Here is a 24078-nt window from a genome sequence, read left to right on the forward strand (position 1 = left end):
CCGCGGTCTTCGGCGGATAGTGGCGCGTATCGGCTGCCGGCTCAACGGCAAAGGGGGTATGCCATGCTCATGACCAGACCGTCCGACGCTCTGCCGAGGCTGCCTCGATCGGCCGAACTGACGAGGTGGTGATGCCACGCCTGATGCAATTCGAACGCCGCCATGAGCGGCTGGTCCCGATACGGCGCTTTGCTATGCGCCTGGGCCGGGCGGTGCTGCTCTGGCTGGCGCTGACCGTGATCGGGCTCGCGATCGGCATGGCGGGCTACGCTGCCAGCGAGGGCATGAGCGCCGTCGATGCCTTCGTCAACGCGGCGATGATCCTGTCGGGCATGGGGCCGGTCGCCGAGCTCAAGACCGTCGGCGGCAAGATCTTCGCGGGAGCCTATGCGCTCTTCTCGGGGCTGTTTGTGGTGATCGCCACCGGCTTCGTGCTGGCGCCCATCCTGCATCGTGTGCTCCACTCCTTCCATATCGAAGAGGGGAAGGGCAACGATGACTGAGCCTGGCGCGAATCCTGCCGAAGAACCCTGCGGCACCTTGACCGTGCGCACCATCGCCATGCCGGCGGACACCAACGCCAACGGCGACATCTTCGGCGGCTGGGTGATGTCGCGCATGGACCAGGCCGGCGGCATCGCCGGGGTCGACCGGGCGCAAGGACGCGTGGTGACGGTCGCGGTCGAGGCGATGACCTTCATCCGTCCGGTCAAGGTCGGCGACGTGCTCAGCGTCTACACCTCGGTGAAGTCGGTCGGGCGCACCTCGATGAAGATCCAGGTCGAGGCCTGGGCCAGGCGCTTCCGCACCACGCTGCACGAGAAGGTCACCGATGCGAGCTTCACCTTCGTCGCGATCGACGATGACGGCAAGCCGCGCCCGGTGCCGCCGATGCCAGCCGGCTGACGTGGTGCGCAAACCCTAACGAGATGTGAACCGGCCCCATCGTCGAGTGATTCAGAAGAATCCGACAACTTAAACGTTCTTTAAGTGGACCGCCGCAATTCTGCCGTCGGCCGGTCCATCGGGACCGCTCTGTCAGGGGGCTGGGAGGTCCTGCATGATCGATCGCCGTCGCTTGCCGGCGAGCGTGGTTTGGCTTGCGCCAGCGCCGGAACATGGCGCCGTGCCGACGAGCCGTCGCCGCACATCATCGAGATCGTAACCCGTTCTGAGGCCGACCATCGTCGGCCGCTCGCCCCATCGTCCGTGTCCGCTCCTGGCCAGCGCCGCGCTGCCGGGGATGCCTTCAGGAGTACCGCGTCAATGTCGAAGACTGTGAAGCCCGCGCGCCAGAAGGCGTCACGTATCGGGATCGCCGCGCGCATCTATGCCGCGCTGGGCGTCCTGACGGTGTTGACGATCGCGGCCTCTCTGGTCGCCTGGTTCTCCTATGGCCGGGTCGGCAGCACGGTCGCCGACATGGTCGAGCGCAAGATGCCGGTGGTCGAGCTGGCGCTCGAACTGTCGCAGGCGGCCACAGCCTCGACGGCGCTGGCGCCGCGCTTCATGGAAGTGCAGAGCGTACGCGAGCGCGCAGCTTTGACCGGCGAGTTCGACAAGGTCGAGGCCCGGCAGTTCGACCTGGTCCGCAAGATCGGCGAGGGCAATGTCGACAACAAGAAGGCGCAGGCCGCGCTCGACGGCCTCTCGCGCCAGATCAACGACATCAACGACCTGACCGGCGAGCGCCTGCGCAACGCCGCGGAAGGCACCGCCGCGCTGGAGAAGCTCGGGACCGCCTACGAGGCCTTCGTCAAGGCGGCCAGCGGCGAGGCCGAGCAGGCCAAGTTCGCGGTGACCTTCGGGCTCGACGATCTCGCCGTGCTCTCCGGCGAAGCGCTGACCGGCGCAGTCAAGACGCTGATGGACCGCGACTTCGCCATCTTCGACCTGGCGCGCACGCTGCAGGCCAATGTCAACGAGATGGTCGGCGTGCTGCGCGAGATCGCCCAGATCAACGACAAGGAGAAGCTCAGCCTTGCTCGCGAACGCTTCAACGGCATCGCCTATCGGCTGCGGACCCTGCTCGCCGACGCCGAGAAGATCACCGTCAACAAGGCCCGGGCCAAGACGGTCGAGGACCTGATCGCGGTCGGCGAAGGCAGCGACGGGCTGGTCGACATCCGCAACCGCGACATCACCACCCGCGAAGGCATCACGCGCGGCCTCAAGGAGGTCGATCAGGCAGCGGCTCAATTGCGCCGCGAGGTCGACGCGCTGGTGCAGGGCGCGCGCGGCGAGGCTCAGGCTGCCGTCGGCTCGACGCAGAAGCTGATCGAGACCAGCAAGCTCTGGCTCGGCATGATCGGCCTCGGCTCGCTCGTCGTCGCGCTGGCGCTGGCGCTGTTCTATGTCCGGCGCCAGATCGTCGGCCGCCTCAACCGGCTCTGGGCCGCCACCAGGGCGATCGCCGACGGTGAGCTCGAGACCCATGTCGAGACCAAGGGCAATGACGAGATCGCCGACATCTCGAAGAGCGTGCTGCTCTTCCGCGACAATGCGGTGGCGCTGCGCGCCGCCGAGCTCGCCAAGGTCGAGGACGAGGAGCGCGCCCGCGAGCAGCGCCGGCAGATGATGGCCGAGCTCGGCGAGGCCTTCGGCGTGGTCGTCGCAGCGGCGGCGCAGGGCGATTTCGGCCGGCGCGTCGACGCCAACTTCGCCGATGCCGAGCTCAACGCGCTGGCAGGCTCGGTCAACGAATTGCTCGAGACCGTCCAGACCGGCCTGTCCGAGACCTGCGAGGTCCTCGGCCACCTCTCGGACGGCCGCCTGGTCGCCCGCGTCGAAGGCCGCTACCAGGGCGCCTTCGCCGAGCTCAAGAACGGCACCAACAGCCTCGCCGGCGAGTTCGAGAGCACGCTGGCGCGCCTCTCGGAGACGGTCTCGGCCGTGCGCAGCGCGACCAGCGAGATCCTCGACGGCGTCACCGACCTCGCCGAGCGTACCAGCGAGGAGAGCAATGCGGTCTCGGTGGCGACCAACCAGCTCGGCGCCTTCGCGACCAATGTCCAGAAGACCGCCAAGGACGCCGCGCAGGCGGTCGGCATGGCCCAGAGCGCCGAGGAGCGGGCCCAGCAGGGCGAGCAGGTCGTCGCCTCGGCACTGGAAGCGATGCACCGCATCCGCGTCTCCTCCAGCAAGATTTCGGAGGTGATCTCGATGATCGACGAGATCGCCTTCCAGACCAACCTGCTGGCGCTGAATGCGGCGGTGGAAGCGGCCCGTGCCGGCGACGCCGGCAAGGGCTTCGCCGTCGTCGCCAGCGAGGTGCGCAGCCTGGCCAAGCGCTCGGCCGACGCCTCGAACGACGTCAAGAAGCTGGTCGAGGCGGCCCATGGCGACGTCAAGGTCGGCGTCGGCCTGGTCGAGCAGAGCTCGGCCGTGTTCGGCAGCATCCTGACCTCGGTCAACGATCTCTCGGCGCTGATGAACGGCATCTCGCAGACGGCTCGCGGCCAGGCGAGCGATGTCGCGACGATCAACAAGGAGATCGACGGGATCGGCACCATGGCGCACCAGAACGCCGCGCTGGTCGAGGAGACCAATGCCGCGCTCGCCCTCACCGACGAGCAGACCCGTTCGCTGACGGAGCACATCGCCCGCTTCAGCTTCCGCGAGGGCGGGGCGGAGCACGATCACGAGCAGGCGCGCGCGGCCTGATCCAGGACGCCGAAACCGGGTTCACCAGAACGCCGCCGCTCCCACAGAGCGACGGCGTTTTTCATGCGCTGCCGGCCGCCGCCTCACGCCGGCATGACGTGAAGGTGATGGCCCAGCCGATGGACTTCGCTGGCCGTCGCTCCTTAGATGGACGGACAAGACGATGCGTCGGACGGGCCTGTGGCTGCCTCCGGGCCGTGCCGCCCAAAAGTCTTTCCTGACGTCAGATACAAATGGCGAGGATCAGATCATGACCGTGACGATCATCCATCCCAACCGCAGAATCCTGCTGCTTGGCGCAGCGGCTGCCGGCGTCGTCGGCCTGCTGCCACGCCATCTTGCTACCGCGAGCGCGCAGACTGGCGGCCATACCCCGACCCAGACGATGCCCGGCGGCGCCAACAACTACATGCCGGGCGCGGCTCTGGTCGAGAACCTCGGAACCGGTTTCGTTGCCTCAGGACTCGTGCGCAGGGCCGGCAATGGCGAGCCGCTGCGCAATGTCCGGATCCAGATCTGGGCCGCGACCGATCGTGGCGGCGAGCGCGAGCCGAGCAATCGCGGCAGCGTCATGACCGATGCGAACGGCCGCTATCGGCTCNGCCGATCGTTCCGCAGTTCGGCCAACCGCACATCCACATCGCCTATGACGATCCCGGCTTTGCGACCCTGTTCCTGCGGCCGGTGCTGAACAGCCGGCACGATAAGAGCATGGCCGTCGACTTCGTCCTCGCTCCCGCTGCGGGCAATGCCGGCAAGTCGAGCTGACACGGGCCGACGGGGCATCGCCTGGCTGGCGATCGCGGCCGTCGCCACTATCCCCGTGGTCGCGGCGGCGCTGAGCCCGCTGCAGCGCGGTCGTGAGCTTCTCTGGGTCATCGGCGGCATGGCCGGCGTGGTGGCGCTCAGCCTGCTGTTCGTGCAGCCGCTGCTGACCGCGACCGCTCCGGTCCTGATGCCGGCCGCGCGGGGGCTGCATTGGCATCGTTGGGGCGGAATCGCGATCGTCGCCACAGTCGGACTGCATATAGGGGCGCTCTACGCCTATAGCCCCGACGACGTGATGGACGCGCTGCTGCTAGTCGCGCCGACGCCGTTCTCGCTTTACGGCGTGATCAGCCTGTGGTGCCTCATCCTCACCGCCATCCTCGCCGCGACGCGCCGGCGCTTGCGCTTCTCCCACCGGAACTGGCGCATAGCGCACAGCGTGCTGGCCGTGGCGATCGTTAGCGCCGGTGTCGTTCACGCCATCCTGATCGAGGGCGCGATGGAGGAGATTTCGAAGCTCATGGTCTGCATCGCCGCGCTGGCTGCGACCACGGTCGGCGCGCTCGAGATCAACGTCCTCGGTCCCCTGCGCCGGCGCCGCAATCTGCAACGCGCCTAGTGCTACCGGACCGGAGCGTCACGCTCGCGGCAAAGCCGTTGCACGCCTGACCGGCCGGATGCTAGGGCTGCGGTGGGCCGGTAGCTCAATGGTTAGAGCTCGCTGCTCATAACAGCGCCGGTGCCGGTTCGAGTCCGGCCCGGCCCACCATTCCTTTGTGATTTCATTGAAAATATTGCGCTTTTTCGCCTGATTTTCCCGCCGCCTGCAACCCGGCTCGAAAGTGGGAAAGATTTATTCAGGCTTCGTCCTCGGAAACGGGGTCTTCGACCTCCTCGATTCCGTCGAGATCGATAAGATCGATGAGGCCGTTCCTGCTCCGACGGCAGCGATCCGATGGCGCGCCGCCCTGGCGACCAGGACAGGGCGGTTCACATCGGCAGTATCGCTCCTAAGGCTGTCGGAAGAAATCTGCAGTCCGCTTTTCAGGACGCCATCGAACGTCGTGATCGACGGCTTCAGGGCCAATCTCCAATACGCCAGCTTCTCTTTATAGTTCTCTTCAGAAACGCCAGATCAGCGGAACGATGAAGACCGCGACGACAAAGAACCAGGCCAGAAGCGGCAGGCCAAGCTTCCAGTAGTCGCTGAAGACATAACCGCCCGGTCCCATCACCATCAGGTTGGTCGGGGTGGCGATCGGCGTCAGGAAGGCGCCGGCCGCCGCGACGGCCGTGCTCATCAGCACCGGGCGCGGCGAGATGCCCATGGCGGTGGCGGCGGCGACGCCGATCGGGATGATGATCAGCGCCGTCGCCGTGTTGCTGATGAGCTGGCCAAGCACCGCGGTCAGCACGAACAGGCCGGCGAGCAGCGCCGTCGGGCCGGCATCACCGACCAGCGCGACGAGGCGGTCGGCCAGCATTGTCGCCGCTCCGGTCTCGATCATCGCGGTGGAAAGCGGCATCATCGCCCCAACCAAAATCACGGTTGTCCAGCCGATCGCGCGGTAAGACTGTTCGACGGTCATGATGCCGCAGAGGATGATGGCGCCGGCCGCCAGCAGCCCCGCCACGGCGGATGGGACGATGCCCGTCGCCAGCATCAGCACCATCGCGAACAGGATGACGATCGCTTGCTTGGCGCCGGGGCCCATCGGCACGGCCTGGCGCCGCACCAGCTCCGGGGAGCTGACGACGAGGACGTCGGGGTCGTCGAGATGGGTGTCCAACGCCTTCCAGGTGCCTTGCAGCAACATGGTGTCGCCGGCTTGGAGCACGACGCCAGCCACCTTCGTCGCACCGGCGCTCGGCGCTTCGCCCGCGCCACGCTGCACGGCGAGGATGATCAGGTCGCCGCTTTCGGTGACCATGCCGGGGAACACGGTCTGGCCGATCAGGCCGGAACGCGGCGGGATCACAACTTCGGCGAGGCCGGAGCGGCGGTTGAACAGGGTCTCCTCGCTGTCTCCGGTACCCTCCTCACGGAAGGCGAGATGCATCTGCGCAGCGAAATTGGCCGCGGCTTCGGCGTCGCCGCGCAGCAGCAGATGGTCGCCCTCGGCGATCGTCGTGCGGCGCAGCGGCCCGGCGGTGTCGCCGTCCTGGATCGCGACGAGCTGCAGCCCGGACCATGAGCCGAGGTCGATCCCGGCGGAGGCCTGCCCAACATAGGGACAGGTCGCGCGGACGCGCAATTGATGGAGGCCGCTGGCCAGCCCGTATTGCTCGACCAGTGTCTTGGCGTGGCGGCTGAAATCCGCCGGCATGGTCGCGCCATTGCGTTGCGGCAGCAGCTTCTCGCCGAACAGGACGATGATGGCCATGGTGCCGGCGAGCAGCGGGATGCCGGCCAGCGCGAACTCGAAGAAGCCGAAGCCGCCGACACCGGCATCGAGCCCGGCCTCGGAGACCAGCACGTTCACCGGCGTACCGGTCAGAGCCAGCATGGAGCCGGCATGGCCGGCGAAGACGAGCGGCATCAGCAGTTGCGAGGAGTTGCGCTTGAGCCGGACCGCAATGACGACCACAACCGGCAGCAGCGCGGCGACCGCGCCATTGAGGCTGATCAGCGCGACCAGCAGCGCAACCAGCCCCATCATCATCAGCAGCAGGCGCGTGCGGCTTTCCTCGCCCGCACCCTTGATCAGGAGCTGGCCGGCCCAGGCGGTGACGCCGGTGACCTCGAGCCCGGAGCTGACGACAAACAGGGAGGCGATGAACATGACGGCCGGGTCACCGAAACCGGCGAGCGCCTGGGGCAAGGTGAGCACGCCGGTCGCCCAGAGGCCCAAGGCGGTGCCCATCGCGACGAGCACGACGGGCACCTTGTTCGTGATGAACAGGACGACAGTGATGGCGATGATGAGGCCGGTATAGGCGATCGGGCTCACGCGGCGGCTCCTTGTGGGTCCTGCTCGCTCGCAGACCCTGTTGGGGGTCAGTCTTCGAGCGTCGCCATCAGGATGCCGAGGCGGCAGCCCTTCTCATACTCGTCGAGATTCACATATTCCTTGATCGTATGGATCTCGGCCTGGCCGGCACCGATGGTGATCGTCGGGACGCCATGCTTGTCGAGCCAGTTCGCGTCGAGGCCACCATTGGAGAACAGATAGACCGGCTCGATGCCGAGCACGCCCAGCGCCTTGGCAGCGCGCTTGACCACCGGCGAATCCTTGGCGAGCTCGAAGGGCGGATAGGCCGGTTTGTGGCTGAACTTCACCTGCGCGGTTTCGCCGGCATCGTCCTTGACCTCGGCCTGTGCCTTGGCGAAGGCTGCCTTGAAGGCCTCGGCGATCTTGGTCGCGAAGGCGGCCTCCGGGCTGCGCGCCTCGCCGCGGATATAGGCATAGTCGGTGACGACGTTGGTCGCGTCGCCGGCGGCAACCGTGCCGCCCTTGCCGCCGAAGATGCCGACATTGCTGGTGCCGCGCCCGTCCGCCTTGACGATCTTGCCGAACCAGCCCTCGCGGCGGGTTTCCGCGAGCGCGATCGCGCCGACGAGCGTCGCCGAGATGCCCTTTTCCGGAGCGACGCCGGCATGCGAGGCCTTGCCGGTGATCTCGACCTCCCAGTTCTCCTGTCCGACTGCGCCGATCAGCAGTTCGGAGGCGAGCTGGCCGTCGACATTGATGCACATGACAGCGCCGCCGAGATCCTTCGGGTCGAGCTCGCGCGCGCCGTGCAGGCCGCTTTCCTCGCGCACCGTGAAGAGCAGCGTGATCGGCGGATGCGGCAGCTTGTGCTTGATCAGCGTCTCGGCCAGCACGACGAGGAGGGCCACGCCGGTGCGGGCATCGCCGCCGAGCGCGGTCGTGCCGTCGGAGACGATGCGGCCACCCTCGCGCTTCGGCTTGGCGCCGGCACAGAGCGGGACGGTATCGAGGTGGGTCGAGAATAGCAGGCGCGGTCCCGGTTTGGTGCCGGGCAGGTCGACGATGAGGTTGCCTGTCTCGGTCGGCAGCGGGATGCGCTTGTTGGCGTCATCGAAGCGGATCGCGGAGGCCGGCACGCCGACCGCCTTCAGCGCTTCGCTGACCGCGGCGCCGATATCGGCTTCCTTGCCGGTCACGCCTTCGACCGAGAGGAAGCGCATGAGATGTGCGATGGCGGCTTCGACGTCGAGGGGAACGCTGGGGCTGCTCATGATGTCCATCCGATAAAGGTGAGAGGCGATGTCGCGGTGCTGGGCGGCCGGGCTCACAGGCCCCAGGGCAGGCCGAGCATCTTCCAGATGGCGAAGAGCGCCGTCCACAGCACGAACATCCACACGACATAGGGCAGCATCAGCGAGACCACGGTGCCGACGCCGGCGTTCCTGTCGTATTTCTGGATGAAGCCGACCACGAGGGCGAAATAGGCGTTGAGCGGCGTGATCGCGTTCATCGGTGAATCACCGATGCGATAGGCTGCGAGCACGGCTTCCGGCTCGACGCCGAGCTTCATCAGCAGGGGCACGAAAACGGGGGCGAAGATCGCCCATTTCGCGATCGCGCCGGTGAGCAGCAGGTCGATGATCGCGACCACCACGATGAAGCCGAGCAGCAGCGGCAATGCGCCGATATTGGCGGCCTGCAGCACGCCCGAGAGGCTCAGCGCCATCACAGTGCCGATATTGGTGTAGGTGAAATAGGCGACGAACTGGCTGAGCACGAAGAACAGGAAGATCGTACCGCCCATGTTCTTGATCGATTTCTCGATCGCGGCGATGACCTCCGCCAGCGTCTTCAGAGTGCCGGCGCCGATTCCATAGGCCCAGCCGGTGACCAGGAACAACAGCATGATCAACGCGATCAGGCCGTTCATGAAGGGCGAGTTGCCGATCAATTCGCCGGTCGTCGGGTTGCGCAGGGGCGCGCCCGCGGGGAGCGTCAGCAGGCAGAACACCGCAACCAGCGCGAGGAGGCCGAATCCGGCGAAGCGAAGACCGCGCGACTCCGCCTCGGACAGTACGGCGCCCTGCTCGGTGACCGTTCCTTCGGCCGCCAGCTTCGGATCGTAGGTTCCCAGGCGCGGCGAAATCATCTTGTCGGTGATGAACGCGATGATGACGGTGAGGAACAGCACCGAGGCGATCGAGAACCAGAGATTGGAGGCGAGGCCAATCGTGCGGTTGGGGTCGACGAGGCGGGCGGCGTCGTTGGTGAACTCGACCAGAACCGCATCGAGCGGCTTGATCAGCATGTTGACGGTGAAGGCGCCGGCGACCGCGGCGAAGCCGAGCGCCAGGCCTGCGACGGGATGGCGCCCGACCGCGAGATAGGCGATGCCGGCCAGCGGGATCAGCACGAGATAGCCCGCATCGGCCGCGATGCTGGCGATGATGCCGACGAAGGCCAGGATATAGGTCAGCGCCCAGTGCGGCGAGACAATCACCAGTTTGCGGATCAGCGCGGTGACAAGCCCGGATTCCTCGGCGACGCCGGCGCCGATCATCGCGACGATCATGAGGCCCACGGCCGTGAAGCTCATGAAGTTCGGAATCAGCGACGAGTACATGAAGCGGATGCCGTCGATCGTCAGCAGGCTCTGGATCGCCGTGCTCGCCGCCTCGATCTTGTGCGTGTCGGGGTTGATCCGCTCGTAGGTCACTGCGGTACCGAAGAGCCCCAGCACGGCCGACAGGGCGATGACGATGCCGATCAGGATCAGGAAGATGACGACCGGATGAGGCACCATGTTTCCGACCTTCTCGACGGTGTCGAGAAAGCGCTGCATGGTCGTCTTTGGCGCGACGGTGGCGGTTGTCATCGCATTCCCCCTTGAGCCGAGACCTTCAGCTGAAGACCTGCGGCCGCCGCGCAGGACCTGGAAGCCCACAAAGCCGCAAGATTTCAACCTCGGAGGCGAATTCTAACTCTCGGGTATCGCTGCGGCATAGGCAGTGAATCTCAAACTCTGGGTCTTGCGTCCCAAAAACGAGCCTGCCGCATCACGGGAACCCGTGCGGCGGCAATGTCGATGTTCCAACAATGGGATGACGAGCGCAGGGTTGGGACTCTGAGCCGATCCGCGTCGTTGCCGGTATTGCTAGCGTCGTTGTCGCCTCGCACGGTCCCCTGGCCGCAAGTGCGCCCGCGGGCTGGCGATGGAGTAGCTGTCAGGGAGAAGTCATATGCCGAGGCGAGGCTCTTGGTGCCTGAAATCGCCGCTGCAGGAGCGGGAGGCCACCGGGGAACAAGCATGAAGCGAGACCCAGCTTCATCCGGCCCGCGCTGTCCCGGAGCCATGGCCGCGCCGTCGCGCTTCACGCGAACCGTGAGCGCGGCGGGAACGTGACCTTGGACTGGAGCCTTGGTGCGGAGGCCGCGACCTGGGCGACCTCGACAGCGCGCCTCGACGATTTCCGCCCGCTGCTTCCGGCGGAGGAGGGGATCGTTGCGGGACTTCAGTCCGGCACTTTCGACCGGCTCGGGGACGGGGGGCTACCGACAGAGCCCGATCCGGCCCGCATCGTGCGGGCTCCGTTCCTGCGCTTCCTGATCCTCGGAGGCGAGGCAGGATGCCGCCCGCACGAGAAGGGGATCCTCGTCCGAGGGGCCTGGATCGCGGGGTCCCTCGATCTCGAGGCTTGCCGCGTCTTCCGCGACATCGGGTTCAGCGATTGCTGTTTCGAAGCTGTTCCGATCCTGCGCGCGGCCATCATCAACCGGCTGTTCCTCGACGGCTCGCGGTTGCCTGGGCTGCAGGCGGAGCGGCTTGAGGCGCGGGGCGGAATCTACCTGCGGGGAGCGGAGATCGAGACCGGGATCAACCTCGACCAGGCGCGGCTCGGCGGCAATCTCGAATGCGACGGCGCGATCATCAGCAATCGCGGCAGCTATGCTTTGCAAGGCCGGGGCCTGGAGGTGCGCAATGTGCTGCTCCGCGGTGCGACGCTGCGCGGTGGCGCCAATCTGTCAGGCGCCATATTGGCCGCCGATCTCGACGCGACGGGAGCCGGCATCCAGGCTTTCGAGCGGATGGCGCTCGATGCGGACGAACTCGCCTGCCGTGGCAGCGTCGTTTTGCGAAGTGCACGCATCAATGGTGAAGTACGGCTGACCAGTGCCGCCCTCGACGGGGATCTCGATTGTTCCGGCGCGACGGTCGAGAATGCCGGCGGAGCCGCCGTCGAGGTCAGCAGAGGTGTTGTCGCGGGGGCTTTCTTCCTGCGGCATGGAGCGCGGCTCGACGGCACGCTGGCGCTGACCGGTGCGTCGATCGGCACGATCCATGACGAGGCGGTCTGCTGGCCGAAACCGGGAGAGCTGCTGCTCAACCGCTGCCGCTACGGAGCCTTCATCGACGGTCCGGTCGATGCCGAGAGCCGCCTTGCCTGGCTGGCGCGGCAGTCGCCGGAACGGTGGGGCGAGGATTTCTGGCCGCAACCCTATGAGCAACTCGCCGCCGTTTTCCGCGAGATGGGCCATGGCGAAGATGCGAGCACGGTGCTCGTCGTCAAGGAGCGGCTGCAGCGCCGGGCGCGGCGGGGCCGGGCCGAAAGCCCGATATGGCGGGCGCTGCTCTTCATTGCCGACGGCATTCTGGGCATCACGCTCGGCTATGGCCGCAGACCGCTTCTCGCGGTCGCCTGGCTCGTCTTCTGCTGGTTCGCGGGCACCGCAGTGTTCTTCTACGCCGAACAGCAGGGCGCGATGATGCCCAATAGTGCGGTCGTGCTGCGCGCACCCGAATGGACTCTCTGCGGAGTCGCGCGCGGCGAACAGAGGTCCCTCGTCGCCAGCGGGTTATCGCAGGGGCTGGGCGAACCGGGCGAGACACAGCTCGCCTGCTTCCGCCGGCAATGGGAGGCTTCGAGCTATCCTGCCTTCAGCCCGTGGATGTATTCGCTCGACACCTTGCTGCCGGTGCTGGACATGGGGCAGCGCACCTTCTGGCGCCCGAATCCGACGAAATCCGGAGGGCGTGTCGCGATCGGCTATTTCTACTTCCATTCTCTGGTGGGCTGGGCCCTGAGCCTACTGGCCGTTGCAGGTTTCTCGGGGCTGGTGAAATCGTCATGACGGCAAGCATCCTCGTGACCAGCCAATCCACCGGCCGATAGAGGCCAGCTTTTGGAGTTGACCCGGTTTTGTGGACTGCTAGCGGCTATGGCGGGTCGAAAGCGCGACGGCATCCTGACCGGAATCTGGCACTCGAAAGCCCAAAAGATCAACGGAATCAAGGATGACTCTGCGTCTCTGGCCCGCCCACCCTCGTTCTTGTGCTACCGCTTGGCGAGCTGGATGCCAGAGACCACCTGGGTCACTCACCCCACGACAATATCGTCATACTCGGGATGGCGGCTGACCCAGCCGGCCATGAAGGAGCAGCGTGGCACGACCTTGCGGCCTGACGCCCTGATCTGCTCGAAGACGCCCTTGGCCAGGCGCGAGCCGATGCCCTGGCCCGACAAAGCCTGCGGCACCTCGGTATGGGTGAGCACGACGCGATCGCCGTCGAGCTTGTAGTAGGCGAGGGCGAGCTCGCCATCGATGGCAAGCTCGAAGCGGTTCTGGTCGGGGTGGTCGACAACGCCGGTATCCATCGGGCCATCCTTTCGCTCGCAGCGTCCGGGCTTGCGGGACGCCGGATCGACTGCAGTCTGGGGTGGGAGCGCCGTTGGACGCAAGAAGCCGGCATCGACAGGGCGAAGCGTCGATGCCGGGTTGCAAGGTCGGTCGCGCCCTGCCTATAGCATCGGACCGAAAAGCGGAATCCACTTTTCGGAATAATCCGATGCGATAACAATGTGATAGATCATCGTGATCGCGCCCGATTGGGCGCGCGATGATCTAAGGCCTCAGCCGGCCGCCAGCTTGGCCGCGATCCCGGCGACGTGCCGGCCCTGATAGCGGGCGCCGGCGAGCTCGTTCTCGGAAGGCTGACGCGAGCCGTCGGCCCCGGCGATGGTGCTGGCGCCATAGGGCGAGCCACCGCTGATCTCCGCCATCGTCATCTGGCCCTGGAAGGTATAGGGCAGCCCGACGATGACCATGCCCTGATGCAGCAGGACAGTGTGGGTCGAGAGGATCGTGCTCTCCTGGCCGCCATGCTGGGTGTTGCTGGAGGAGAAGACGCTGCCGACCTTGCCGACGAGCTTGCCCTGGAACCAGAGGCCGCCGGTCTGGTCGAGGAAGTTCTTCATTTGCGCCGGCATGTTGCCGAAGCGGGTGGGCACGCCGATGATGATCGCGTCGTAGTTCGGCAACTCGTCGACCGTGGCGATCGGTGCCGCCTGGTCGAGCTTGAAGCCGGACTTGCGGGCGACCTCCTCGGGGACGAGCTCGGGCACGCGCTTGATGACCACGTCTGCGCCGGTCTCGCGCACGCCCTCGGCGACCGCCTGCGCCATCGTCTCGATATGGCCGTAGCTGGAATAGTAGAGAACCAGAACCTTCGTCATCGGAAACATCCTCTTTCGGGGTGAACCGCCGGAGCGGGGAAGCTCTGCCGGTCTAGATTGAGCGTCCTAGGGCACTCGTCCACTCACGAGCGTGACAGTCAGCCGCGCTGCGAGTCGAGCTGCTCCTGATCCTTCTGGACCTGCTGAGCCTTCATGTAGCTCTCGATCAACAACGCGTAGGGCGGGAAGATCTTCGTATAGACCTCGGCCCATTCCTGGGCATCGTCGCGATGCCAGGTCTTCTGCAGCTCGGAGGCGACGGCGGCGGTGTCCATCGGCACGACGCCGGCCTGGACGACGCGGGCGAGCGTGATCTCCTGCGCCATCTTCGAATAGGTGCCCGACGCGTCGACCACGGCGAAGACCTTGTAGCCGTCATGGGCGGCGGCGATCGCCGGGAAGGCCATGCAGACCGAGGTGATGGTGCCGGCGATGATCAGGGTCTTGCGGCCGGTCGCCTTCACCGCCGCGACGAAGTCGGGGTTATCCCAGGCGTTGATCTCGCCCTTGCGCGCCACGTATTGGGCGTGCGGCGCGTTCTGGTGAATCTCCGGGATCAGCGGCCCGTTCGGGCCCTGCGGCACCGAGGCGGTGGTGATCACGGGCATTTTGCTCAGCGTCGCCATGCGGGCGAGGGCGGCGGCATGGTTGCGCAGCACCGGCATCGGCATGTCGGCGACGGTCTGAAACAGGCCGCTCTGATGGTCGATCAGCAGCATGACCGCGTCGTTGGGATCGATGACCGGGCGCTGGCCATTGAAGTTGGCGGGGGTCGTCATGGCAGGTCTCCTTGGTGCTCGCGCAAAGGGAGGTGGAGCGCAGCGGTGTCCGCACCGCGCTCCACCGGAGGCTCAGGCCTTCTTCGCCGAGACGGTGGCGTAGCTGGTGATCAGGTTGCGATAGTCGGGGATGTGGTTCGAGAAGAGCGCACCCAGCCCCTCGACATCGTTGCGCCAGTCGCGATGGAGCTCGCAGGCAACGCCGAACCAGCTCATCAGCTGGGCGCCTGCGTCCGACATGCGCTGCCAGGCGGCTTGGCGGGTGATCTCGTTGAAGGTGCCGGAGGCATCGGTGACGACGAAGACCTCGAAGCCGGCCTCGATCGCGGCAAGCGCCGGGAAGGCGACGCAGACCTCGGTGACGACACCGGCGATGATGAGCTGCTTGCGCCCGGTCGCCTTCACCGCCTTGACGAAGTCCTCATTGTCCCAGGCATTGATCTGGCCGGGGCGCGGGATGAACGGCGCATCCGGGAAGGTCTGCTTCAGCTCCGGAACGAGCGGGCCGTTCGGACCATCTTCGAAGCTGGTGGTGAGGATCGTCGGCAGCTTGAAGTATTTGGCGAGGTCGGCCAGCGCCAGGACGTTGTTCTTGAACTTGTCCGGATCGATATCGCGGACCAGCGAGAGCAGGCCGGTCTGGTGGTCGACCAGCAGGACGACGGCCTTGTCCTTGTCGAGGCGGGTATAGGGCTTGGTCATGGTCTTTCTCCCTTGGAGAGGCATGTCCGGCATTGCGGCGGCGGACGGCGCCGGAGCCGGCTTTCAGGCCGGGATCTTGCCAAAGCGGCCGCTCTGGAAATCGGCCATTGCCTGGCGGATCTCCTCCTGCGTGTTCATGACGAAGGGGCCGTGCATCGCGACCGGCTCGTCGATCGGCTCGCCGCTGAGGACCAGCACGCTGGCGTCGGTCTCGGCCTCGATCGTCACTTCGCCGCCAGTGCGGTCGAACAGCACGAACTGGGCTTCGCGAGCCTTGTCGGCGCCGTTGATCAGGACGTTGCCGCGCAGGACGACGATACCGAGGGTACGCCCTTCCGGCAAAGCAAGCGACGTCTGCCCGTCGCGCTTCAGGGCGAGGTCCCAGATGTCGATCGGGGTGAAGGTCCGGGCCGGGCCGGCATGGCCCTGATAGTCGCCGGCGATGACGCGCAGCGTGCCGGCGCCATCGGGCAGTGCGACCGCCGGAATGTCCTTGTCGAGCAGGGTCTGGTAGCCGGGGGCGGCGCTCTTGTCCTTCGCCGGCAGGTTGACCCAGAGCTGCACCATGTCGAGCGTGCCGCCGCTGCGGGTGAAGGCCTGCGAATGGAACTCCTCGTGCAGGATGCCTGAGGCGGCGGTCATCCACTGCACGTCGCCGGGGCCGATCAGGCCGCCCTGCCCAGTGGAGTCGCGATGCTCGACCTCGCCCTGATAGACGATGGTGACGGTCTCGAAACCGCGATGCGGGTGGACGCCGACGCCGCGCGGCTTCTCAGCGGGCGCAAACTCGGCAGGGCCGGCATGGTCGAGCAGCAGGAAGGGGCTGACATGCTCGCCCTGGGCAGCGTGCGAAAACATCGAGCGGACGGGAAAGCCGTCGCCGACCCAATGGGCGGCGGGGCTGCTGTAGATGCCGCGAACTTGTCGCATAGCCTTGTCTCCTCGGATGCGCCGGCATGGCGCTGTGTTGTCCAGAAGATTATGAGCGAGACAGCGGGTGCAGTAGCCGGCATTATCCCGCCACTCTGTCCTATTGGCAGGACAATGGTGCCGCGATGCAGGACCTGAACGATCTCTACTTCTTCGCCCAGGTGGTCGAGCATCAGGGCTTTGCCGCTGCCGCCCGCGCCATGGGGATGCCGCGCTCGCGTTTGAGCCGGCGCCTCGCGCTGCTGGAGGAGCGGCTCGGCGTCAGGCTGGTGCAGCGCTCGACGCGGCGCTTCGCCGTCACAGAGATCGGCCGCGAATATCATCGGCATTGCCTCGCCATGCTGGTCGAGGCCGAGGCGGCGCAGGAGGCGATCGATCGGGTCCGGGCCGCGCCTCAAGGCGTGGTGCGCATCGCCTGCCCGTCGGCGGTGCTTTATTTCCAGGTCGGGGCGATGATCGCCCGCTTCCTCGCCGCCTGTCCCAAGGTCGAGGTGCAGCTGGAGAGCACCAACCGGCGGGTCGACGTGATCCGCGAGGGCTTCGACATTGCGATCAGGGTGCGCTTCCCGCCGCTGGAGGAAAGTGAGCTGGTGATGAAGGTTTTGGCCGAGAGCCGGCAATGCCTGGTGGCGGCGCCGCAGTTACTGGCGGATTTCGGGCGGGCGCCGGTGCCCGCCGATATCGGGGCGCTGCCGAGCCTGTCATGGGGCGGTCTGCACCCGGCCCATGAATGGCGGCTGCAGGGGCCGGGTGGCGCCGAGGCCAGTATCCGCCACCAGCCCCGCTTCGTCACCGAGGACATGGTGGCGCTGCGCCATGCCGCGCTGCAGGGCGTCGGCGTCGTGCAGATGCCGACCATGGTGGTGATCGAGGATATCCGGGCGGGCCGGCTGGTCGAGGTCCTGCCGGATTGGACGCCACGGGCCGGCCTCATCCACGCCGTGTTCCCATCGCGGCGCGGCTTGCTGCCCTCGGTCCGCGCTCTGCTCGATTTCCTCGGCAGCGAGTACGCCCGGCTGGATGCGGAGAGCCGCTAGCAAAAGCGGCCGAGCATCTGCCCGGCCGCCACGTTGTGTCTTCCTGTGGGCGGTTCGCTTACTTGAACGCGATCAGCACGCCGTCTGCGCCGATCGTCGCCTGCAGACCCTGGCGGCGCGTGTCGAGGCTGAGGGTCACGCCCTTGTCGTTCTTGAGCCAGACGCGGCCCTGGCCAGCGCGGCCGACGGCCCAGCCTTCCTTGAGCTGGACGTAAGGACCGGCGAGATCGTTGCGCTCGGTCAGGCCGTAGACGCGTCCGCTGGCGACGACGCGGGCTGCGCCGATGCCACCGATGCCGAGCCCGCCGACCGAGATCGGATAGGAGCGGCCGCGATAGGTGAAGGTGCCGCCGCCGAGCTCGCCGGACGCGATGAAGGCGACCGCGATCTGCTCGATCTTGACCGTGCCGGTCTGCGGGCCGAGCGTTCGCGGCTGGGCGATCGCCGAACCGGAGACCAGCATCAGCGCAGCGGCGCCGGCGAGAAGGGATTTGATGGCGGGCACTGGCAGTACTCCTTGGTGATGCAACGGAGTAAAGAACCGCCGGGGAGCCCGGCGGTTCCGTCTGCCCGCTTCGCCGGCTACCGGAAGGGCGGGGAGTACTGGATGCCGCCCTTGCTCCAGAGCTCGTTCGGACCGCGTGCCAGTTGCAGGCGCGAGCTCTTGCCGAGATGGCGCTCGAAGCTCTCGCCGTAGTTGCCGACGGCCGAGATGATACGCACGACCCAGTCGTTGCCGACGCCCATCGCCTCGCCCATCTTGCCGTCGAGGCCAAGGAAGCGCTTCACCTCGGGGTTCGAGGATTTGAGCATCTCCTGGACATTGGCCTTGGTGATGCCGAGCTCCTCGGCGTTGATCAGGGCGAGCACGGTCCAGCGCACGAGGTTGAACCAGGTCTCGTCGCCGGTGCGGACCCAGGGGCCGAGCGGCTCCTTCGAGACCACCTCCGGCAGGATGAGGTGGCTGTCGACGTCCTGCAGCTTCATCCTGACGGCGGAGAGGGCCGAGATGTCGGTGGTGTAGGCGTCGCAGCGGCCGGATTCATAAGCCTTGAGTGCTTCCTCCGATGTGCCGAAGGCGGCCGCCTCGTATTTCACCCCGAGCTTGCGGAAATAGTCGGCGAGATTCAGTTCGCTCGTCGTGCCTTGGGCGACGCAGACCGAGGCGCCGCCGAGCTGTGCCGCGGAGGAGACGCCGAGCTTCTTGGAGACCATGAAGCCCTGGCCGTCATAGTAATTGACGGTGGTGAAGGTGACGCCCTGGCCGGCGTTGCGCGACAGGGTCCAAGTGGTGGTGCGCGGCAGGACGTCGATCTCGCCGGCCTGCAGCGCGATCAGCCGGTCCTTCGAGGTCAGCGAGACGAAGCCGGCCTTCTCGGTGTCGTTGAAGATGATCGCAGCGAGGGCCCGGCAGACATCGATATCGAAGCCCTGCCAACGGCCGTCGGCGTCCTGGGTCGAGAAGCCGGCAACGCCGGGGCTGGTGCCGCAGATGATCTTGCCGCGGTCGCGGATCATCTTGATCGTATTGGCGTCGGCGGGCGCCGCGAAGCCGGCGGCGAGTGCCAACGCTGCGGTCAGGCGAAGCAAGGTCCGTTTCATCTTTGATCCCCTGTTGTTGTTTCCAGGCAAAGCTCTCCCGCCGCGGCGGAGACGTCCCCGCCGCGTTCGTCATCTTTCGTCTTTCGGCCTCAGGCGACCTTGGCAGCCGCCGGCTTTTCCAGTGCGACCAGCAGCGCGTCGAGATCGTTCCAGAGGTCGTCCGGGTCCTCGAGGCCGATGCTGATGCGCAGCGCCGGACCCGGATGGGGCCAGGGCGTCACGGTGCGCTCGCCACCCAGCGCCAGCGGCGCGATCAGGCTGCGCGTGCCGCCCCAGGAGGCGCCGATGGCGAAGACCTTGAGCGCGCTGAGAGCCGCTTCGAACAGGGCATCGGGCACTGGTCGCAGCACGACGCTGAACACACCCGACGAGCGGCCCATGTCGCGCCGCCAGAAATCATGGCCGGGGCAGGAAGGCAGGGCCGGGTGCAGCACGGTCTCGACCGCAGGCGAACGGGACAGGCGCCGGGCGACATCCTCGGAAACCTTGCCCATATGGGCGAGGCGCAGCGCCAGGGTCTCGATGCCGCGCAGAGCAAGCTGGCACTCATCGGGCGAGACGCCGACGCCGAAGCCGCGCAGCGTCTCCTTCAGCTTCTCACGCAAGCCGAGATCGGCAACGGTGACCGAGCCGAGCAGCAGGTCGGAATGGCCGCCGACATACTTGGTCAGCGCCTCGCAGGCGAAGTCGGCACCATGGGCCAAAGGCTTGAAGATCAGCGGCGTCGCCCAGGTGTTGTCGCAGCCGACGAGTACGCCCTTCGCCTTCGCCGCCTTGACGATGGCTGGAACATCCTGGACTTCCATCGTGTTGGAGCCGGGCGACTCGACCCAGACCAGCTTGACCCGATCGTCGATCAGCGCGGCGATACCGGCGCCGATCAGCGGATCGTAGACGCCGTAGTCGATGCCGCGCGGCTTCAGGTATTCCTCGCAGAAGCTGCGCACCGGCTGGTAGACCTGATCGGGGATCAACACCTTGTCGCCCGGCAGCAGCACCGAGAGCATCACGATGGTGACCGCCGCCTGGCCGGAGGGGACGAGCACGGTGCGCACACCGGCATGCAGGGCTGTGAGCTGGGCCTCCAGCGTCCGGGTCGTCGGCGTGCCGTGCAGGCCGTAGGTATAGCCATCGAAGCCGCGATGCTTGCGGGCGAAGAAGCTCGCTGCGTCCGGGTAGACGATGGTCGAGGCGCGATGCGTCGGCACCGTCAGGCTGGCATAGCCTTCCTCGTTGACCGAAGGGTGATGAACGGTGCGGGTCGCGTCATGCATGGAGGGCTCCTTTGACGAAGAGGTTCCCTCCGCAGGACCCTTCCGGCAATCAGCCAAAACTTATGACTCGATGCCTAGTCGTTATGGTCAGCGTACTTCCATCAGGCAGTCGATGAAGTCTCGCACCAGCTGGGATTTGGGCCGGTCGAGCGGCAGGATCAGCAGGCTGCGGCTCTGCACCTCCGGCTCGAACGGCCTCAGCACCAGCCGCGTCGGGTCGGCGCCGGCGACTGCATAGGGGCTGACCAGGCCGACGCCGACGCCCTCCGCGACGAGGGCGCAGACGGTCGCGGCGTAGATGGTCTCGACGACGATGCGCGGCTTGACGCCGGCTTCCGCGAAGATGCGGTCGAGCCTTTGGCGGGCGCGATCCTCCGGCACGTAGGCGACGAAGGGCAGATCGTGCAGGTCGGCCGGGCCGATCAGCTCCTTCTCGGCGAGCGGGTGGCCGAGCGGCAGGGCGCAGAGCACGCGCGGCTGGACGAAGAGCTGATGAAGGACGCCGGAGACGTCGATCTCGTCGGCGGCGAGACCGATGTCGAAGGCGCCGGAGGCGACGCCGTCGCGGACGTCGCGCGAAGGCAGCACCATCAGCGTCACCGCGATCTCCGGGCGCCGGTCGCGGAAGCGGCGCACCGCCCGCGGCACAAGCGAGGAGCCCAGCGCCGAGAGCGAGCCGACGCGCAGCTGGCCGGCGCCATGGTCGCGGATGCGGGCGGCGGTGGCGCGCAAGGAATCCATGCCGAGGAAGGAGGCCTGCACCTGGGCGTAGAACAGCTTGCCCTCGGGCGTCGCGACGATGCGGTTTCGGATCCGGTCGAAGAGCAGGAAGCCGAGCGACTTCTCCAGCTCTGCAATCGCGCGGCTGACGCCGGGCTGGGTGACGCCGAGCAGTTCGGCGGCGCGTGAGATCGTGCCGGCCTTCATCACCGCGGCGAAAGTTTCGAGCTGTCGGCTGTTCAAGCGGTGTCCGCCCCGGGGCTGTTGTTCGCCGTGCAGCCTAGCGACGGCGCCGGGTCGAGGGAACCGGGGCGTTGCTCGGCGGGGCGCCGCTTAACTGCGGATTTACCCTGTTCCTTTAGGGTCGACAGGCAGAACTCAAATGGAAGCGCCGCATCGATGCTCGCCCCGGCCCTGAAGCTGCCTGATCCTGCCAATGAGGATGCGCCCGGAGCGGAGGCGGCGGCGCGGGCCGTGCTCGAGATCGCCGAGCGTTTCGGCAAGCTCAGCGCCGAGATCACCGATATTTCGGGGCGTGTCGGCGACGTCAATGGCGAGCTCGACCGGCAGACCGACGGGCTGCATCGCGTCGTCACCTCGGTCGAGCAGGTGTCGCGCTCCAACCAGGCGATCCAGCAGGCGGCGGACACGGCCCAGCAGGCGGCCTCCGTGGTCAAGAGCGGGCTCGAGCGCGTCACCGGCGCGGTCCGGCAGGGGCTCAATGCCGCGCAGAACGACATCGCCGAATTGTCTGAAGGCGCGCAGTCGATCTCGCAGGCGCTGAACGAAGCGGTGAGCCGGGCGCACAAGGCACGCGAGGCCAGCGAGGCGATCCAGACGATCACGCGCGAGATCCAGTTGCTATCGATCAATGCCGGCGTCGAGGCGGCGCGCAGTGGCGCCGCCGGGCGCGGCTTTGCGGTGATCGCCGCGGCGGTGAAGCAGCTCGCCGAGCAGACGCGCGAGGCGACCTCCGCCAGCGCCCGGCAACTGGACGCGCTGGTCGCGACCGTCGACCAGCTGGCGAAGCAGAGCGAAGCGAATGCACAGGCGGCGCGGCGCGCCAGCGAGGAGAGCCAGGGCATTTCGCAACAGATCGGCGAACTCGATCATTTCGGCCGCTCGGTCGTGGGCCTGATCGGCGAGATCGACTCGATCTCGGCGCCGGCGCGCGAGAATGCCGTCGCCTTCGCCCAGGTCGGCGGCGAGCTGAAGGGGCTGGTGGCCGGAGTCGATCAGTCGGGCCGCAATCTCGAGGTCGCGGCGCGGCGCGGGGCTTCCCTGGTGTCGACCAGCGAGGCGATCCTCGGTGCGATCGCGGGTTCGGGCGTGCGTACTCCGCAATCGGACATGATCGGGGTCGCGGTCGAGGCCGCTGCGGCGATCTCCGAGCTGTTCGAGCAGGCGCTGGCGAGGGGTGAGATCGGCCTGGGCGATCTGTTCGGCGAGGCCTACCGGCCAGTCCAGGGCAGCGACCCGCAGCAGTTCATCTGTGGCTTCACGGCCTTGACCGACCGACTGCTGCCGCCGGTGCAGGAGAGGCTGCTGACGGTGAACAAGCGCATCGTCTTCTGCGCGGCTGTCGACCGCAACGGCTATCTGCCGACGCACAACCGCAAATACTCGCAGCCGCAAGGGGCAGATCCGGTCTGGAACAACGCCAATTGCCGCAACCGGCGCATCTTCAACGATCGCACCGGTCTTGCCGCGGCGCGCAACCAGAAGGCGTTCCTGCTGCAGACCTATCGGCGCGACATGGGCGGCGGCAACTTCCTGGTGATGGAGGATCTGTCGGCGCCGATCTTCGTGCGGGGCCGGCACTGGGGTGGCTTGAGGTTCGGCCTCAGCGTCTGACGGGGTAGGGCGGAGCCTTAACCGCCGTGTGCGAGGTTTCTAGTCGAGTACGAGTTTCGAGTTGCTGACATGCATATCGCGCCATCCTTCCCCAATCTCTCGGTGCTGCTGATCGATCCCAGCCCGCACTATCGGCGCATCATCCGCACGATGCTCTACCAGGCACAGCTGCAGCGGGTCTTCGAGGCGGCCGATCTCTCCACGGCGGCGACGACCTTCATCCAGAAGCAGCCCAACATCGTCATGCTCGACTGGGATCTGCCCGACGGTGACAGCGTCAAATGCCTGGCCTCGATGCGCTCGTTCAAGACCTCGCCCTTCGCCAAGGCGCCGGTGCTGGTGATGATGGAAAAGCCCGACCGGCGCGCGGTGGTGCAGGCCGCCAAGCTCGGCGCGCACGAGATCATCGTGAAGCCGATCTCGCCGAACAATCTCTGGCTGCACCTGTCGGGCATCATCAACATCCCGCGCAAGTACAAGGAAGCGAACGGCAGCATCTCGCTGGTGCCGCGTGCAATCAGCAACAACTTGTTCTGAAATTGAACAAAGCTGCCGCGGAACGGCCACAATCCTTGCCGCGAGCCCGGTCAGTTAGCGAAATTTTTACCAATCGCCGGGATGCTTCCTAGTCAACAAACACAGGGCGCGCCGCCGTGGTCATCACCGTCTCCCTTCCGCCTTTCCTCGGCCGATCAGAGGCTGCGGCTTTCCGCAATCAGCTCCTCGTCGCGCTGGAGCAGAAGGAGAGCATCGCGGTCGAGTGCGCCGAGGCCGGGCCGTTCCCGAGCCTGTGGATCCAGCTCATGCATGCGGCCGCGACCAGCGCCAAGGCGCGCGGGCTCAGCGTCACACTCAAGGCGGTGTCCAACGAATGCCGCCAATCCTTTCAGGCGATCGGGTTCGACCCGGCGCAAAGCGCTCTCGTTCTGGAGTGATGCCGCGATGAAGATCCTCGCGATCGACGATACCAAGACATTGCTCAGCCTGCTCAGCATGACGCTGCGCAATGCCGGCCACGAGGTTGCGGAGGCGGAGAACGGCGAAGAGGGGCTGGTGCGTTTCGACCAGTTCAAGCCCGACCTCGTCATCACCGACCTCAACATGCCGATCATGGACGGCATCGAGTTCACGCGTGCCTGCCGCTCTCGGCCGGCCGGCCAGAACACGCCGATCATCGTGCTGACCACCGAGAACGGTGCCGAGATCAAGGCGGAAGGCCGCCGTGCCGGCGCCAGCGCCTGGATGGTCAAGCCGTTCGAACCCAACACCCTGCTCGGCCTCGTCGCGCGCTACCAGAACTGAGG

General features: G+C 66.7%; 23 protein-coding genes and 1 tRNA gene. 12 read left to right on the plus strand and 12 right to left on the minus strand.

Annotated elements, in window-relative coordinates; translation table 11 throughout:
• The first annotated feature begins 131 nt into the window (after nt 1-131).
• The 6 genes from ASE66_RS16785 (at nt 132) to ASE66_RS16810 (ending at nt 5200) form a co-directional block, all read left to right on the plus strand.
• Entirely contained in the window at nt 132-503 is a 372-nt protein-coding gene (locus tag ASE66_RS16785; RefSeq protein ID WP_057190830.1) for a hypothetical protein, read from the plus strand.
• Nucleotides 496-906, plus strand: a complete 411-nt coding sequence (locus ASE66_RS16790) for an acyl-CoA thioesterase (RefSeq protein ID WP_057190831.1) — start codon at nt 496-498, stop codon at nt 904-906. Before ASE66_RS16785 ends, ASE66_RS16790 begins: the two co-directional genes overlap by 8 nt.
• A gap of 360 nt (nt 907-1266) precedes the next feature.
• Nucleotides 1267-3663 carry a methyl-accepting chemotaxis protein gene (locus ASE66_RS16795; protein WP_057190832.1) on the plus strand — a complete coding sequence of 799 codons (2397 nt, stop codon included), beginning with the start codon at nt 1267-1269 and terminating at the stop codon, nt 3661-3663.
• Between the two features lie 250 nt (nt 3664-3913).
• Nucleotides 3914-4264, plus strand: a 351-nt coding sequence (locus ASE66_RS16800) for a twin-arginine translocation pathway signal (protein WP_244494955.1), incomplete at its 3' end; no start/stop codon positions are given.
• A 147-nt stretch (nt 4265-4411) separates the two neighbouring features.
• Nucleotides 4412-5050 (plus strand): ferric reductase-like transmembrane domain-containing protein, encoded by a 639-nt coding sequence (locus ASE66_RS16805; protein WP_057190833.1) that lies wholly within the window; start codon nt 4412-4414, stop codon nt 5048-5050.
• 74 nt (nt 5051-5124) lie between these two features.
• Nucleotides 5125-5200 (plus strand) — tRNA-Ile (locus tag ASE66_RS16810).
• Nucleotides 5201-5552: 352 nt separating this feature from the next.
• On the opposite strand, the gene ASE66_RS16820 is transcribed toward ASE66_RS16810, so the two are convergent.
• The 3 genes from ASE66_RS16820 to ASE66_RS16830 are packed head-to-tail and all read right to left on the minus strand — an operon-like array spanning nt 5553 to nt 10239.
• Nucleotides 5553-7382: an SLC13 family permease gene (locus tag ASE66_RS16820; protein ID WP_057190835.1), complete on the minus strand. Its 1830-nt coding sequence runs from the start codon at nt 7380-7382 to the stop codon at nt 5553-5555.
• A 47-nt stretch (nt 7383-7429) separates the two neighbouring features.
• Nucleotides 7430-8635 carry a M20/M25/M40 family metallo-hydrolase gene (locus tag ASE66_RS16825; RefSeq protein ID WP_413814274.1) on the minus strand — a complete coding sequence of 402 codons (1206 nt, stop codon included), beginning with the start codon at nt 8633-8635 and terminating at the stop codon, nt 7430-7432.
• Nucleotides 8636-8688: 53 nt separating this feature from the next.
• Nucleotides 8689-10239, minus strand: coding sequence for an AbgT family transporter (locus ASE66_RS16830; protein ID WP_057190836.1), 1551 nt, complete (start codon nt 10237-10239; stop codon nt 8689-8691).
• A gap of 524 nt (nt 10240-10763) precedes the next feature.
• Here ASE66_RS16830 and ASE66_RS16835 point away from each other — a divergent pair.
• A complete protein-coding gene (locus ASE66_RS16835; RefSeq protein ID WP_057190837.1) occupies nt 10764-12494 on the plus strand; it encodes a hypothetical protein in 1731 nt (576 codons plus the stop codon).
• Between the two features lie 245 nt (nt 12495-12739).
• Here the strand turns inward: ASE66_RS16835 and ASE66_RS16840 are convergent, their stop codons facing one another.
• The 5 genes from ASE66_RS16840 to ASE66_RS16860 all read right to left on the minus strand — a co-directional run bounded on the left by ASE66_RS16840 (nt 12740) and on the right by ASE66_RS16860 (nt 16287).
• Entirely contained in the window at nt 12740-13018 is a 279-nt protein-coding gene (locus ASE66_RS16840) for a GNAT family N-acetyltransferase (RefSeq protein ID WP_057190838.1), read from the minus strand.
• Nucleotides 13019-13273: 255 nt separating this feature from the next.
• The gene (wrbA, locus tag ASE66_RS16845; RefSeq protein ID WP_057191115.1) at nt 13274-13876 is read right to left on the minus strand and encodes an NAD(P)H:quinone oxidoreductase; all 603 of its coding nucleotides are present in this window, start codon (nt 13874-13876) and stop codon (nt 13274-13276) included.
• Nucleotides 13877-13974: 98 nt separating this feature from the next.
• A complete protein-coding gene (locus tag ASE66_RS16850) occupies nt 13975-14655 on the minus strand; it encodes a hydrolase (protein WP_057190839.1) in 681 nt (226 codons plus the stop codon).
• A 72-nt stretch (nt 14656-14727) separates the two neighbouring features.
• Nucleotides 14728-15357 carry an isochorismate family cysteine hydrolase YcaC gene (ycaC, locus tag ASE66_RS16855; RefSeq protein ID WP_057190840.1) on the minus strand — a complete coding sequence of 210 codons (630 nt, stop codon included), beginning with the start codon at nt 15355-15357 and terminating at the stop codon, nt 14728-14730.
• Nucleotides 15358-15420: 63 nt separating this feature from the next.
• Complete coding sequence (locus tag ASE66_RS16860) at nt 15421-16287, minus strand: pirin family protein (protein ID WP_057190841.1); 867 nt, start codon at nt 16285-16287, stop codon at nt 15421-15423.
• Nucleotides 16288-16412: 125 nt separating this feature from the next.
• Here ASE66_RS16860 and ASE66_RS16865 point away from each other — a divergent pair, with 125 nt between their 5' ends.
• On the plus strand, nt 16413-17324 hold the full coding sequence (locus ASE66_RS16865) for a LysR family transcriptional regulator (RefSeq protein ID WP_057190842.1): 912 nt from the start codon (nt 16413-16415) through the stop codon (nt 17322-17324).
• A gap of 58 nt (nt 17325-17382) precedes the next feature.
• Here the strand turns inward: ASE66_RS16865 and ASE66_RS16870 are convergent, their stop codons facing one another.
• From ASE66_RS16870 to ASE66_RS16885, 4 genes are all read right to left on the minus strand, one after another.
• Entirely contained in the window at nt 17383-17829 is a 447-nt protein-coding gene (locus tag ASE66_RS16870) for a hypothetical protein (RefSeq protein WP_057190843.1), read from the minus strand.
• 77 nt (nt 17830-17906) lie between these two features.
• Complete coding sequence (locus ASE66_RS16875; RefSeq protein WP_057190844.1) at nt 17907-18926, minus strand: amino acid ABC transporter substrate-binding protein; 1020 nt, start codon at nt 18924-18926, stop codon at nt 17907-17909.
• A gap of 89 nt (nt 18927-19015) precedes the next feature.
• Nucleotides 19016-20200, minus strand: coding sequence for a cystathionine beta-lyase (metC, locus tag ASE66_RS16880; protein WP_057190845.1), 1185 nt, complete (start codon nt 20198-20200; stop codon nt 19016-19018).
• 87 nt (nt 20201-20287) lie between these two features.
• On the minus strand, nt 20288-21163 hold the full coding sequence (locus ASE66_RS16885) for a LysR substrate-binding domain-containing protein (RefSeq protein ID WP_057190846.1): 876 nt from the start codon (nt 21161-21163) through the stop codon (nt 20288-20290).
• 156 nt (nt 21164-21319) lie between these two features.
• On the opposite strand from ASE66_RS16885, the gene ASE66_RS16890 reads away from it, so the two are divergent.
• From ASE66_RS16890 to ASE66_RS16905, 4 genes are all read left to right on the plus strand, one after another.
• Nucleotides 21320-22774, plus strand: a complete 1455-nt coding sequence (locus tag ASE66_RS16890; protein WP_057190847.1) for a methyl-accepting chemotaxis protein — start codon at nt 21320-21322, stop codon at nt 22772-22774.
• A 69-nt stretch (nt 22775-22843) separates the two neighbouring features.
• Nucleotides 22844-23311, plus strand: a complete 468-nt coding sequence (locus tag ASE66_RS16895) for a response regulator (protein WP_057190848.1) — start codon at nt 22844-22846, stop codon at nt 23309-23311.
• A gap of 116 nt (nt 23312-23427) precedes the next feature.
• Nucleotides 23428-23709, plus strand: a complete 282-nt coding sequence (locus ASE66_RS16900; RefSeq protein ID WP_057190849.1) for an STAS domain-containing protein — start codon at nt 23428-23430, stop codon at nt 23707-23709.
• A gap of 7 nt (nt 23710-23716) precedes the next feature.
• Complete coding sequence (locus ASE66_RS16905; protein WP_057190850.1) at nt 23717-24076, plus strand: response regulator; 360 nt, start codon at nt 23717-23719, stop codon at nt 24074-24076.
• Nucleotides 24077-24078 lie beyond the last annotated feature (2 nt).

It is taken from the genome of Allobosea sp. Root483D1, from assembly GCF_001429505.1.
In the GTDB taxonomy this organism is placed as follows: domain Bacteria; phylum Pseudomonadota; class Alphaproteobacteria; order Rhizobiales; family Beijerinckiaceae; genus Allobosea.